The sequence below is a fragment of the Bradyrhizobium sp. WU425 genome (assembly GCF_021052305.1).
Classification (GTDB): Bacteria; Pseudomonadota; Alphaproteobacteria; order Rhizobiales; family Xanthobacteraceae; genus Bradyrhizobium; species Bradyrhizobium canariense_D.
Genome location: NZ_CP088089.1, coordinates 2,783,805 through 2,796,809, shown reverse-complemented (window position 1 = coordinate 2,796,809; position 13,005 = coordinate 2,783,805). Strand labels below are relative to the sequence as shown.

The window sequence follows — 13,005 nt, the reverse complement described above, 5'->3', positions numbered from 1 at the left end:
ACCGCTCCAAGCGCCGGCTGCCCATCAGGCCCATTCCGCCGCGCAGCTGCATTTTACTGCAGTGCGCCAAAGCCGGTTGACCCAGATCAATTTTGGAGGGAATCCCCGCCCTATTCTTCTCCCAGGCGTAGATGGGGTCGCTTTACATGCTGCAAGGAATGCTGCGTCACGGGTTGATCGGGTCGCTTCTGATCACCCCTGCCCTGGCGGCCCCGACGGCCGAACAACGCGGCAAGGCCTTTGCGCGAGCCAATTGCGCGCGCTGCCACGCGATCGACCGTGCGTCGAACAGTCCGCTCAAGATCGCACCGCCGCTGCGGACCCTGCACCAGCGCTATCCCATCGAGAGCCTTGGGGAGGCGCTGGCCGAGGGCATCAACACCGGCCACGCCGACATGCCGGCCTTCGAGCTCAGTCCGGACCAGATCCACGATCTCCTGTCCTACCTCAAGACCTTGGAATAGCCGCCCTCACACCGCCTGCACCGTCCAGCCGATCAGCTCCTTCGCGATGCGCGTGAAGGCCACACCGAACGCTGCGACCGCTATGGCGGGCTCGACCTTGTCGAGCTTTTCGCTGGTCTCGAGGAGACGCGAGGCGATCACCTTGCCGTTCTTGTCGACGATCCGCGCCGACAGCCCGATCTCGACCCGCGTCTCCCCCTCGGTGGCAATGCGGAAGCGCCTGATGTCGATCAGCAGCTGATAGTCCGCCTGCCCGAGATCGGCCGTGCGCAACGGCGCGTGGGCGATGTCGTAGTTCTCGAAACTGTCGATCAGACGCGCCTGTATCAGCTTGGGAATGCTGTCCGCCCAGAGGAAGTCCGCAAAGCCCGGATTATCGCCGCCCGGCGCGAACAGCATGCGCTGGGTCTGGAGCATGGCGACCGCTGTCGGCTCGGGGATGGCCAGTGACGCCGAGAGCGTCTTGCCGCCCGGACCGAGGTTCTGCGGCGTGCGCAGATCATAGGTGACTTTCTGCGCCGGCGTTCCGCCGCCGGTCATCTTCTCCAGGCCCGCCAAAATGCCGTCGATCTTGCCGGTGTTGCGCGCAAGCCCGTCGGAGAAGGTCTTGAGATTGGCGATGGTGTCCTTCAGCGGGCCCGAATTGTCCTCCAGCACGGTGTCGACCCGCCGCAGTGCATCGCGCGCGGCCTGCGTCATGCTCTGGCCCGCACCGGCCTCGGCAATCAAGGTCTGGGGCTCGCCGGATTTAGTGACGATGACGCCTCCCTCAAGCGTCACCACCGGCACGCCGGTCAGCCCCTGGAAATCGAGCCCGACCCTGCTGTCGGCACGCACCGGCGTGGTTGAAGCAACCGAGATCGTCGCATTGACGAAGCGTGGATTGTCCGGCGCAAGCCCGAGCTGGGTGACCTCGCCGACGCGGATGCCGTTGAACAGCACGCCGGCGCCGACCAGAAGACCGGGCACCGGGCCCTGGAATTGCACGTGATAGCTGGTGCGCGGCCCGATCCCGCCGGTGTTGTTCAGCCAATAGACGAAGCCGAACACCGCGAGGATCGCCGCCAGGACAAAACTGCCGATCAGCACGTAGGGAGCGCGGGTTTCCATGTCTCATCTCATCTCGTGTTGCAGCATCTGCGAGCGCTTGCCGTGGAAATAGGCGCGCACCCAGGGATGCTCGGATTGCAGCAGTTCGCGCATCGGACCGACCGCCATGATCTTGCCGTCGGCGAGAGCGGCGACCCGATCGCAGACCGTGGTCAGGCTCGCCAGATCATGGGTGACCATGAACACGGTGAGGCCGAGGGTCTTTTGCAGGGTCCCGATCAGCGCATCGAAATCACCCGCCGCGATCGGATCGAGGCCTGAGGTCGGCTCGTCCAGGAACAGGATCGGCGGATCGAGCGCGAGCGCGCGCGCCAGCGCCACGCGCTTGGTCATGCCGCCGGATAGCTCCGCCGGATATTTATCGGCATCCTGCGGCCGCAGCCCGACCATTTCGAGCTTGGCGATCGCGATCTCGTCCATCAGCTCCTGCGACAGGACGAGATTTTCGCGGAGCGGAAACTGGATGTTCTGCCGGACCGTCAGCGAGGAGAACAGCGCGCCCTGCTGGAACAGGATGCCCCAGGTCGTGGCCGCGCCTTCGGTGCGGCCGCCGATTGGCCGTCCCGTAACCTCGATGGTCCCGCCTTGGCGCGGGATGAGGCCGATGATGGTTCGCATCAGCACCGACTTGCCGCCACCCGACGCCCCCACGAGCCCGAGGATCTCACCCCGGCGTACGTCGAGCGTCAGACGATCGAGCACGGTCTGCCGGCCGAAGCCGACCACGAGGTCACGGACGCGGATCGCGAACTGCTCTTGCGATTCGCCCATGATCACATTCCGATCGAGGCGAAGAAGATCGCGAACAGGCCGTCGAGCACGATCACCAGGAAGATCGACTTGACCACCGACGTCGTGGTCTGTCGTCCCAGCGACTCGGCGCTGCCCTTCACGCGCAAGCCCTCGCTGCAGGCGACTACTCCGATCACCAGCGCCATGAACGGCGCCTTCAGGATGCCCACCTCGAAATGGGTGACCGAGATCGCCTCGTGCAGCCGCGCGATGTAGATCGCCGGCGCCATACCGCCGTAGAACTGCGCGACCAGGCCGCCGCCATAGAGTGCGGCAATCGATCCGATGAAGGCAAGGATTGGCAGCGCAATCACCAGGGCCGCAACCCGCGGCAGAATCAGGACGTGGACGGGATCGAGGCCCATGGTCGAGAGCGCATCGATCTCCTCGCGCATCTTCATCGAGCCGAGCTCGGCAGTGTAGGCGCTTCCCGAACGGCCGGCGACCATGATGGCGACGATCAACACGCCAAGCTCGCGCAGCACCAGGATGCCGACCATGTCGACGGTGTAGGACTCCGCGCCGAACCTGCGGAAATGGAAGAATCCCTGCTGGGCGATGATAGCGCCGATCAGGAAGGTGATCAGCACGACGATGGGGATGGCCTGCCAGCCGATGCGGTAGAGCTGATAGATCAGCGATGTCAGCCGCAGCGAGCGCGGCCGGCGCAGCACGCCGATCACGGCGATGAACAACGCGCCCAGCATTTGGAGAAAGATCGTGATGTCTTCGCGCGCGCCGACCGTGGACTTGCCGAGATCGTTCAGCCTGAGCACAATCGGGTTGGGTGCGGGCGCCGGCAGCGGCGTGTGGCGGTTGACCTGGCGCACCTCGTCCATCAGGCCGCTGAAATGGTCGGCGACACCGATAAACTCGGCCGCTTGACCGGATGATGAAGCCCTGCGCGAAAGCTTTTCCAGGACCCAGGCGCCGAGCGTGTCAAGCGCACTGACGCCCGACATGTCCAGCGTCACGGCTCTGGATCGATCGACATCCGCCCCGACCGACCGGGACAACGTCTCCAGCAGCGACACGTTCGCGGCAATCCACGGCCCTTCTGGGCACAATTTCAGCTCTTCGCCGGAGGGCCTCGCCAGCAACAGCGGTTCGGAGTTCACGATTCCACCTCATCGGGACAACCGGGGCCCGTTCAGCCGGCAGTTCTAGGCCAGCATGGGGCGGCTGGCTTGACCTGTCTCAAGGCCAGCTGTAGCGGCGCGCTCAGAGCTTCAGCCTGACATCGCATATATCCGGCTCGGTCGGATCCGGCTTCACATCGAAGCCGAGCTGGCGACACATCTCCAGCATGGTGGTGTTCTCCCTGAGAACATCACCCGAGATCGCCTTGAGGCCTTCCGATCTCGCGTAGTCGATGATCAACTGCATCAGGGCCCATCCCAGACCTTTGCCCTTGAGATCGGACCGCAGCAGGATCGCATATTCGCCGCTCTCGTAGATCGAGTCCGAATGGAGTCGGACAACGCCGACCATCTCACCGGTCGCCTCGTCGAATGCGATAAATGCCATCGCGCGCGCATAGTCGAGCTGGGTCAGGCGCGCGATGAACTCGTGAGTGAACTCCTTCATCGGCGCGAAGAAACGCAGACGAAGATCGTGCGCCGTGACATGACGCAGGAATGCGTGGATGGTCGGCTCGTCCTCCGGACGCAGGGGCCGCGCGAAGATCCGCCAGCCCTCCTTGAGCTTGAGGCGGCGCTCCCATTGCGACGGATAGGCCCGAACGGCGAAGTTGGCGGCGCCGGAGCCGGCAAACTTCCGTTGCGGCGGCCCGACCGCGACGCGAGCGTCGACCGCGGTCACGCCGGTTTCATCCGCCAGCAGCGGATTGATGTCGAATTCGCGGATCTCGGGAATGTCGGCGGCCATCTGCGCCAGCTTGACCAGGACCATGGCGACGGCGTCGGGCTTCACCGCCGGCACGTCCCGGTAAGCGCGAAGCAGCCGGGACACGCGCGTGCGGTCGATCAGGTCGCGGGCCAGTTGCAGATCGAGCGGCGGAAGCGCAAGCGCCTTGTCGTTGATGATCTCGACCGCGGTCCCGCCGCGGCCGAACACAACGACCGTGCCGAAGGTCGGATCGTCGGCGAGGCCCAGAATCAACTCGCGGGCCTTAGCCTTCACCACCATCGCCTGCACGATGACGCCCTCGATGCGAGCTTCGGGACGCAGCTTTCTCGCCCGAGCGATAATGTCGGTGGCAGCGGTGCGCACCGCCTCGACCGTCGTCAGATTGAGCACGACGCCGCCGACATCGGATTTGTGGACGATGTCGCGCGACATGATTTTCAGCACGACGGTGGCGCCTTGCGCAAAGATGTCTTTCGCGTAGGCCACCGCCTGCTCGACATCGGCCGCGGCGTATGTGGGCACCATCGCGATATCGTAGGCTTCGAGCAGGTGCTTGATCTCGACGGGTTCGAGCCATTGGCGGCCGTCTGCGATGGCAGCAGCTACGATCTGCTTCGCAGCACCTGCGTCCGGCACGAACGTGTCGGGCATTGCGGGTGGAACCTGGCTCAGTTCCTCCACGACTTCGCGGTGCCTCACGAGGTACATGAAGCCGCGCACGGCATCATCCTCGGTCGGATAGTTCGGGATGCCGGCGCCGGACAGTGTTTCGATGATGTTCTGGTCTGCTCCGATCCACGAGGCGAGCACGGGCTTGGCCCAATTGCGGTGCTTCTCGCGATATCCCTTGACGCGTTCGGTCACCATCGTTGCGATATCGGCAGCCGAGGCGATCGCGGTCTGCACGTTGAGGACGAGGACCGCATCGTTGTCGGGATCGGCAAGCAACACGTCGAGCGCCGCCGCATAGCGCGACGCATCGGCGTCACCTACGATGTCGACGGGATTTGCGCCGGACCAGGTCGGCGGCAGCGCGTCATCGAGTTTCTTGCGGGCGTCGGCCGAGATGGTCGCCGGAATGCCGCCGAGCTCGACCAATCGGTCAATGGCGAGGACGCCGATGCCGCCGCCATTGGTCAGGATGGCGAGGCGCTTTCCCGCCGGCGACTCGACGCGGCCGAGCGTCTCGGCGCAATCGAACAGCTCGCGCAGATCAGAGACCCGCAGGACGCCCGCGCGGCGGAACGCCGCGTCATAGACGGCGTCGGCGCCCGCAAGCGCACCGGTATGGGTGGCGGCCGCCTTCGCGCCCTGCGTCATTCGGCCGGACTTCACCACCACGACCGGCTTCACACGCGCCGCGGCACGCGCGGCCGACATGAACTTGCGCGCGTCCTTGATGGATTCGATGTAGAGCAGAATCGCGCGGGTCTTGTGATCCATCGCGAAATAGTCGAGCAGATCGGCAAGATCGACGTCGATTTGATCGCCGATCGAGACGATGCCGGAGAAGCCGACGCCGCGCTGCGCGGCCCAATCGACCATGCCGGCCGCGATCGCCCCCGATTGCGAGATCAGCGCGAGATTCCCGGGCCCCGGCATGTGCGCGGCAAAACTCGCGTTGAGGCTCACGCCGGGCATCATGATGCCCAAGCAGTTCGGCCCGATCAGCCGCATGCCGTATTTGCGGGCCGCAGTGATGGCGGCCTCGTGCAGGGACCCCGGTCCGTGGCCGAGCCCGGCCGAGACAATCAGGGCACCCGCCGAGCCGCGCCGCCCGGCTTGATCGACAATGCCGGGAACCGCGCGCGCCGGCGCGGTGATGATCACAAGCTCGGGCAAGAACGGCAATTGATCGAGGCTGTCCACGGCCGCGACGCCGCCGATCTCGGCATGGCGCGGATTGACGAGGCCGAACTGTCCCGTGAATCCGGCCTTACGGATGTTCTCCAGAACGGCGCGTCCAACGGAGACCGGGCGGGCGCTCGCACCAACGAGCGCAACCGAACGCGGCGACAGCAGGTTCTTCAGACGATAGATTGACATGAAAGCAAATGCGCCCGGTCGGTGGCGGTTCCGATGGTTGACGATCAGGCCGATAAACTGGCGATCCGCCTAGTACGAGAGCATAACCCAGCACGGTGGTTCGCCAATGACGGTCTTTGTCACACCGCCCCAAACGATCTCGTTCAGGCGCGAATGATGGTAGGCGCCCATCACGATCGCATCGATGGCATGAGAATTCGCCCAGCTTCCGAGCACCTTGCCAATCGAGCTGCCGTTGCCCTTCGCGGTTTCGAACGAGGCGTAGACCCCGTGTTCCCTCAAATGATCGACGAGAGCCGTGCCGGATTGCACGATCGCGTCGGACTTGTCGTCCGCCACGGTCACCACGCGGACCAGGGCTGCTGCCTGAAGGATAGGCAGCGCGTCGCCGACCGCACGCGCCGCACGCGCGGAATGATCCCAGGCGATCATGACGTTCTCCAATTCCGGGCGCAGCTCGTCCACATGCTGCTCCGGGCAGAGCAGCACTGGCCGCCCGGATTCGAACAGGAGCGTCTCGATGATGTGCTCGGTTCGGCTGTCGTGTGGCGTCACGGGGAGCAGCGTGAGATCGCTGAAGCGTCCGTGCTCGGCCAGCACTGAGGCGATCTGGTCTGCCGGCACCTTGGCCGACCGGCTTTGAGCGCGAATGCCAGTGCGGGAGATCGCGCGGGTGAACGCATCCAGGAGATGCTGACTGTCGCCCGCGCCAAGCGCCCGGTTTGCCTCGGTCGCATCGGGGAGCATCACCTTCGGCCGCACGAAGACATCCTCCTCAAGTGCCAGCGCGGTGATCCTGGCGCCGAGGTCGGCGGCAACGGCCACGCATTTCTCGATCGCAGCAAGGGCCGGGCCGCGTGGCTGGCCGACGAGCGGCAGAAAGACGTCCTTGATGGGCATCGGGATTCTCCTCAGGCACCAGAATAGGCTGGCTTGGGTTGGGACGCTTGATCCTCGTCAAGCCCGGGAACTCCGATCGGTCGGAAGGAGACAGGCGTTGACCGAAGTCAAGGACTGGCCGCGATCTGCTTCTATGGATTACCCTAATCGCGGGGTGAGCCGCTTCCGACGCATCTGGACGTACCAGCTGGAATGACAGACGATTCTGCGACCCAGGACCGGATCTTTGCGGCGCTCACCAATTCCGCGGGTCATCCGAACGTGAGGCGGATCGATACGCACGCAGCTTCGGTCTTCCTCGAAGGCAGGCGCGCCCTGAAAATCAAGCGCGCCGTGCAGTTTCCATTCCTCGATTACTCAACGCTCGAGAACCGCAAGGCGGCGTGTGAGGAGGAGATCAGGATCAACCGGCCGCTGGCGCCGCAGATCTATCACCGCGTCGTGGCGATCACGGAAGAGCCCGATGGATCGGTGAAGGTGGACGGAAGCGGCCGGCCGATCGAGTATGCGGTCGACATGTTGCGCTTCGACGAAAGCCGGACGCTGGATCATCTGGCCAAGGCCGGAGCACTGGATGACGCTTTTGCCTCGGCTGTCGCCGACGCGATCGCGGCTTCGCATGCGCAGGCTGTTTGCGCCGACGGCAACGCATGGGTTTCCTCCATCCCCGGCCTGATCGATGGCAACAGCAATGGCCTGCGGACCGGCAATCATTTCGAAGCCGAAGAGATCGCAGAACTCGGCAGAGACTCGCAAGCAATATTCCTCCGCCTCCGGCCTTTGCTCGAAGAACGCGGCCGAAAAGACTTCGTGCGCCGCTGCCATGGCGACCTGCATCTTGCGAACATCGTGTCGATCGACGAGAAGCCGGTGCTGTTCGACGCCATCGAGTTCGACGCCCGGATGGCAACCACCGACGTGCTCTACGATCTCGCATTCGGATTGATGGATCTGTTGCACCACAATCAGGCACGCGCGGCCAACATCGTGCTGAACCGCTATCTCGCCGCGACTCCAGTCGAAAATCTCGACGCGCTCTCCGCACTGCCTCTGTTCATGTCCATCCGGGCGGCGATCCGCGCCCAGGTCGCGCTGGCACGGCTGAAGCCGCCGCATTCCGATGATCCCAGTATTCTCGACGGGGCACGGCGCTATTTTGGCCTCGCCCGCACGCTGATCCAACCGCCCGCTCCCCGGCTGATTGCAGTCGGCGGATTGTCAGGCACCGGAAAGACGATTTTGGCACGCGCGCTCGCGCCGGACGTTACGCCGCAGCCGGGGGCCGTCGTGCTGCGCAGCGACCTCGTCCGCAAGCAGACGTTAGGGGTCGAGGAAACGGACCGCCTGCCGGCATCCGCATACACGCCGGAGGTCACGGCCCGCGTTTACGACATGCTGGCTCAGCACGCCGGGCGGGTGCTGGCGCAAGGCCACTCAGCGATCATCGACGGCGTGTTCGCCCGTGAGGACGAACGAGACGCGGTCGCCGCCCTGGCGCGCGAGCGCAACGTCCCGCTGAGCGGCCTATTTCTGGTTGCAGACCTCGCGACCCGGCAGGCGCGGATCGGGGGCCGCCGGGGCGATGCATCCGACGCCACGCAAGAGGTTGCCGCGCTGCAAGAGCACTATAATATCGGCCATGTCGGTTGGGCGACCATCGATGCATCCGGGACGCAAGAGCAGACGCTCCAGAACTGCCGGGACGCGATCGCCGAGAGCAAGTAAGGCAATCTGCAAATGGCGCGACCCAGCACGAGTTCGACGGCCGCGCGCGTCAAGCCTGCGGCGAGGCGCAATGCCCTGCCCGGCCGCCTCAGCCCCGGCATGGTCTGCGACACGGCGTTCCGGATCATCGCCCGCCGTCACCTCGCCGCCGTTCGCGCCCAGCATGGCGGCACCTGCCGCGGCGATCCCGAGGCACTGCACCAGATCCGGATTGCACTGACGCATCTGCGCACCGCCATCCGCTTCTTCTCGCCGATGGTCGATGACGCCCTTCGCCCGGAGGTCTGGACCGAACTGAAATGGCTGAATAGCCAGCTCGGCATGGTGCGGGACCTCGACGTGGCGATCGAGCGGGTCATCGCCGAAAGTGGCGGCGAGTTGACCGTGATTGCCGAGCTCCAGCACTGGGATGAGAAGCGCGCCGAGAGCCATCGCCAGTTGGCGCGCGCGCTGCAATCCGCGCGGTATCGCCATCTCGTCGCGCAGACGTCAGCCTGGATCGAGAGCGGCCCCTGGTCGACCCGGCGCAGCAAGGAAGCTATCAGGCTACGCCGCTGCACGCTCGCCGACCACGCAACAGCGAAACTCACGGAATGGGAAAAGACGCTGCTCAAGAAAGCGCGAAAATTGCGCGAGCTCGACGTCGAGAAACGGCACAAGCTGCGGCTTCTGAACAAGCGGCTGACCTATTCGATCGAGTCGCTCGAGGATCTGTTCGCAGACGAGTCGCTGACAAAGCAGCAGTCGATCCTCAAGCAATTGCGCAAGGCGCAAAAGTCCCTCGGGCGATTGAATGACGATGCGCGAGGGCAAACCTTGGCGGCGTCATTGAACGAGGCCGTTCCCGAGGCGGGCATTCGCTTCCTCAACCGCAAGCGCGAAAAGAAACTGTTGCGGACCGCCTCGCGCGCCTACCGGAAACTCGACAAGGCCAAGCCGTTCCGCTCCGCCGATCTTGCGCCGGATGCGGAGCCTGAGAACTAGGTGACCTCGCCAAGGCGAACCTAAAAAAGAAACGAGCTGGACCAGCCGTCGGTTCAGCGCGGAATGACGGCGGTGGCTTCGATTTCGACGCGCGCCGTCTTCTCGACGAGCCGGACGACCTGAACCAGCGCCATCGCCGGGTAGTGCGCGCCGAAGATGGCGCGGTAGGCCTTGCCGAGCTCTTTCAGGTTCGTCAGGTACTCGTCCATGTCGACGACGTACCAGGTCAGGCGCACCAGATGCTCGGGCTGCGCACCGGCCTCCGCGAGGATCGCGGCGATGTTGCCTAGGGTTTGGCGCACCTGCGCGACAAAACCCTCCGCGAGACGCTCCTCGTCATCCCAGCCGATGACGCCGCCAGTGACGACGATGCGTCCCTCGGCGGCCATACCGTTGGCATAGCCTTTCGGTACCGGCCAACCGGACGGCTGGAGCACCTGCGCCCTGGAGCGGGTTTCATCCTCGGCTGTTGTCGGCAGCACCGCGAGGTGCGGGCCTTTCGGCGTGGTCACTGACAATTCTCTATCCTTCTCATTCCGCCGCGACGCCGGAGGACGGCACCGCGGTCTGCGCCAGTTGCCGCAGGGCAAAGCGCTTTAGTTTGCCGGTCTCGGTCTTCGGTAGTTGCGTCACGAACTCGATCGCGCGCGGATATTTGTATGGCGCGATCTCGCGTTTGACATGCTCCTGCAACGCAGCCACGAGCTCGGCATCCGGCGTTACGCCCGGCGCGGCAACGACATAGGCCTTCACGATCATGCCGCGCGCCTCGTCTGGCGCGCCGACGACCCCGCATTCGACGACCGAGGGATGCGTGAGCAGCGCCGCCTCGACGTCCGTGCCTGCGATGTTGTAGCCGGCCGACACGATCATGTCGTCCGAGCGCGACTGATACCAGAAATAGCCGTCGCTATCCATCAGATAGGTGTCGCCCGTGATGTTCCAGCCGTTCTGGACGTATTTGCGTTGCCGCTCGTCGGCGAGATAGCGGCATCCGGTCGGCCCGCGGACCGCGAGCCGTCCCATCGTGCCCGGCGGCAAATCATTGCCGGAATCGTCGACGATCTTCGCTTCATACCCCGGCACCGGCTTGCCCGTCGCACCGGGGCGGATCTCGTCCTCGGTCGCGCTGATGAAGATGTGCAGCAGCTCGGTCGAGCCGATGCCGTCCATCAGCTTGATGCCGGTCGCCTTTAGCCAGGCATCGAATGTCGGCTTGGGCAGCGTCTCGCCGGCGGACACGCATTTGCGAAGCGAGGAAATATCGCGGCCCGGAAGCTTGCCAATCATCGCCCGGTACGCGGTCGGCGCGGTGAAACAGACCGTGGTCTTGTACTGCTCGATCGCATTCAGAATGTCGTCGGGCGCCGTCTTCTCCAGAACGACAAAGGAGGCGCCGATGTGCATCGGAAACAGCACGCCGCCGAAGCCGAACGTGAAGGCGAGCGGTGCAGAGCCGACGAAGCGATCCTTCTGCTCCGCCCGCAGGATGTTGCGCGCATAACCATCGCAGACCGCCAGCATGTCACGGTGGAAATGCATGGTGCCCTTGGGATCGCCGGTCGTGCCCGACGTGAAAGCGATCAGACAGACGTCGTCGGATGCAGTATCGACAGCTTTGAACTCCGGACTTGCATCCCCCATCAGCGCCTCGAGCGAGTCGCCACTGCCGGTGCCCCAATAGACCACGCGCTTGAGGCTGGGGGCTGCGGCTTTCGCCTTCTCCATTTCCTCGGCGAGCTTGCCATCGCAGAGCGCGAGTGTGATCTCCGCCTTCTGGATCGGATAGGACAGCTCCTTGGCGCGCAACAGCGGCATCGTCGCCACCACAATGCCTCCGGCCTTGATCACCGCCAGATAGGTCGCGACCATCATCGGATTGTTGGCCGAGCGAAGCAGCACGCGCCCGCCGGTGACGAGACCAAGCTTGCCGACCAGCACATTGGCGATGCGGTTCACGAGCGTTTGCAGCTCACGATAGGTGTAGCTGACGGCGGGGCTGATCACGCAGGCAGCGTCGCCATGTCCCTGCTCGACCCAGCGGTCTAGGAAATAGCTGACGCAGTTCAGGCGGGGCGGATATTGCAGTTCCGGTCGTGTGAAGATGAATTCCGGCCAGAGCTCGCGTGGCGGAAGATGCTGCCGCGCGAACGCATCGACATGGGCTGTCGCGGCATTGTCGTCATGCGAGCCCGAGATTTGAACCTTGGCGGCGTTGGCCATCGCACGCTCCTTTCAGCATGGAAAGCACCCGGCAGCACTCACTCGGAAACATTTTAGGCTTAAAGCAATTTCGCGCAATAGCGGATTTTGGGCATCCCGTGCTTTTTCCGGCGGCAACGGTATTGGTGGGTGCCTCAGCCGCGGACCTAAGCCCGGCGGCGAGCGGCTGATTTCTGCGCCGATGCCTTGGTCTTGGCGAGCAGCCGCATCAATTCGCGCACATCCTTCGGCGTCAGATCGGCGAAGAGATCGGCGATCCAAGTTTCGTGTTCCGCGGCCATTCTGCGAAACTCGGCCCGACCGAGTTTAGTCAGCCGGATCACCTGGACGCGGCGGTCCGTCTCCGACGTGCGGCGGTCGAGATGACCGGATTCCACGAGGCGCTCGACCAGACCGGTGACGTTGCCGTTCGAGACCATCATGCGCTTGGAGACGTCGGACAGCGTCATGCCGTCGGGTGCCTTGTCGAGCTGCGCCATCAGGTCGAAACGGGGCAATGTGACGTCGAAGCGCTGCCGCAACCGGCCACGAACCTCGCCCTCGATCAGGGTCGTGCAGGTCAAGAGGCGTAGCCACAGCCGAAGCTCTTCGGCGTGATCCTCCGGAGTTTCAACGGCCTTGGTCTCGGAATCGAGCATGTTGATGCAGTCACTCACGGCCGGCATTGGCGCCCGGCACGGATCCCCCACGTTTTGAGCTTCAAATAAATCGACGCCGGCTGCAAGCGTAAAGCCGCAACAATCGACCGCATGCCGATTTCTTTAGGCTTCAAATAATTGGCGCGCCCCTTGCATGCACCGCTGCCCGCCGGATGACGACGCTTTGAGCTCGCTTGCCGCGGCAGCAATCATCGGCATAAACTTGGATTGAAGTAGCGGCTTGCAGCGCAGGT

General features: G+C 64.3%; 11 protein-coding genes. 3 read left to right on the top strand and 8 right to left on the bottom strand.

What is annotated here, in order from left to right:
- Positions 1–146 precede the first annotated feature (146 nt).
- Positions 147–464, top strand: a complete 318-nt coding sequence (locus BcanWU425_RS13320; protein ID WP_204513975.1) for a c-type cytochrome — start codon at positions 147–149, stop codon at positions 462–464.
- Positions 465–470: 6 nt separating this feature from the next.
- On the opposite strand, the gene BcanWU425_RS13315 is transcribed toward BcanWU425_RS13320, so the two are convergent.
- From BcanWU425_RS13315 to BcanWU425_RS13295, 5 genes are all read right to left on the bottom strand, one after another.
- Complete coding sequence (locus BcanWU425_RS13315; protein ID WP_085349492.1) at positions 471–1,574, bottom strand: ABC-type transport auxiliary lipoprotein family protein; 1,104 nt, start codon at positions 1,572–1,574, stop codon at positions 471–473.
- A gap of 3 nt (positions 1,575–1,577) precedes the next feature.
- Positions 1,578–2,345: an ABC transporter ATP-binding protein gene (locus BcanWU425_RS13310; RefSeq protein ID WP_204511867.1), complete on the bottom strand. Its 768-nt coding sequence runs from the start codon at positions 2,343–2,345 to the stop codon at positions 1,578–1,580.
- A gap of 2 nt (positions 2,346–2,347) precedes the next feature.
- Positions 2,348–3,484, bottom strand: coding sequence for an ABC transporter permease (locus BcanWU425_RS13305; RefSeq protein ID WP_204511868.1), 1,137 nt, complete (start codon positions 3,482–3,484; stop codon positions 2,348–2,350).
- Between the two features lie 103 nt (positions 3,485–3,587).
- A complete protein-coding gene (locus BcanWU425_RS13300) occupies positions 3,588–6,281 on the bottom strand; it encodes a bifunctional acetate--CoA ligase family protein/GNAT family N-acetyltransferase (RefSeq protein WP_204511869.1) in 2,694 nt (897 codons plus the stop codon).
- A gap of 69 nt (positions 6,282–6,350) precedes the next feature.
- Positions 6,351–7,181 (bottom strand): universal stress protein, encoded by an 831-nt coding sequence (locus BcanWU425_RS13295; RefSeq protein WP_204511870.1) that lies wholly within the window; start codon positions 7,179–7,181, stop codon positions 6,351–6,353.
- A 192-nt stretch (positions 7,182–7,373) separates the two neighbouring features.
- On the opposite strand from BcanWU425_RS13295, the gene BcanWU425_RS13290 reads away from it, so the two are divergent.
- Both BcanWU425_RS13290 and BcanWU425_RS13285 read left to right on the top strand, forming a co-directional pair.
- On the top strand, positions 7,374–8,906 hold the full coding sequence (locus BcanWU425_RS13290) for a bifunctional aminoglycoside phosphotransferase/ATP-binding protein (protein WP_231190515.1): 1,533 nt from the start codon (positions 7,374–7,376) through the stop codon (positions 8,904–8,906).
- A 12-nt stretch (positions 8,907–8,918) separates the two neighbouring features.
- A complete protein-coding gene (locus BcanWU425_RS13285; RefSeq protein ID WP_204511872.1) occupies positions 8,919–9,890 on the top strand; it encodes a CHAD domain-containing protein in 972 nt (323 codons plus the stop codon).
- Positions 9,891–9,943: 53 nt separating this feature from the next.
- Here BcanWU425_RS13285 and BcanWU425_RS13280 read toward each other — a convergent pair whose 3' ends face one another.
- From BcanWU425_RS13280 to BcanWU425_RS13270, 3 genes are all read right to left on the bottom strand, one after another.
- Complete coding sequence (locus BcanWU425_RS13280; RefSeq protein WP_409363675.1) at positions 9,944–10,402, bottom strand: RidA family protein; 459 nt, start codon at positions 10,400–10,402, stop codon at positions 9,944–9,946.
- Between the two features lie 19 nt (positions 10,403–10,421).
- On the bottom strand, positions 10,422–12,113 hold the full coding sequence (locus BcanWU425_RS13275) for a benzoate-CoA ligase family protein (protein WP_204511874.1): 1,692 nt from the start codon (positions 12,111–12,113) through the stop codon (positions 10,422–10,424).
- A gap of 146 nt (positions 12,114–12,259) precedes the next feature.
- Positions 12,260–12,778, bottom strand: coding sequence for a MarR family winged helix-turn-helix transcriptional regulator (locus BcanWU425_RS13270; protein WP_204511875.1), 519 nt, complete (start codon positions 12,776–12,778; stop codon positions 12,260–12,262).
- Positions 12,779–13,005: the final 227 nt, after the last annotated feature.

Excerpts from the sequence above, each read along its gene's own strand:
- BcanWU425_RS13275 (WP_204511874.1), bottom strand. The coding sequence starts at position 12,113 with ATGGCCAACGCCGCCAAGGTTCAAATCTCGGGCTCGCATGACGACAAT.
- BcanWU425_RS13290 (WP_231190515.1), top strand. The coding sequence starts at position 7,374 with ATGACAGACGATTCTGCGACCCAGGACCGGATCTTTGCGGCGCTCACC.
- BcanWU425_RS13285 (WP_204511872.1), top strand. The coding sequence starts at position 8,919 with ATGGCGCGACCCAGCACGAGTTCGACGGCCGCGCGCGTCAAGCCTGCG.
- BcanWU425_RS13310 (WP_204511867.1), bottom strand. The coding sequence starts at position 2,345 with ATGGGCGAATCGCAAGAGCAGTTCGCGATCCGCGTCCGTGACCTCGTG.
- BcanWU425_RS13295 (WP_204511870.1), bottom strand. The coding sequence starts at position 7,181 with ATGCCCATCAAGGACGTCTTTCTGCCGCTCGTCGGCCAGCCACGCGGC.
- BcanWU425_RS13320 (WP_204513975.1), top strand. The coding sequence starts at position 147 with ATGCTGCAAGGAATGCTGCGTCACGGGTTGATCGGGTCGCTTCTGATC.
- BcanWU425_RS13270 (WP_204511875.1), bottom strand. The coding sequence starts at position 12,778 with ATGCCGGCCGTGAGTGACTGCATCAACATGCTCGATTCCGAGACCAAG.
- BcanWU425_RS13300 (WP_204511869.1), bottom strand. The coding sequence starts at position 6,281 with ATGTCAATCTATCGTCTGAAGAACCTGCTGTCGCCGCGTTCGGTTGCG.
- BcanWU425_RS13315 (WP_085349492.1), bottom strand. The coding sequence starts at position 1,574 with ATGGAAACCCGCGCTCCCTACGTGCTGATCGGCAGTTTTGTCCTGGCG.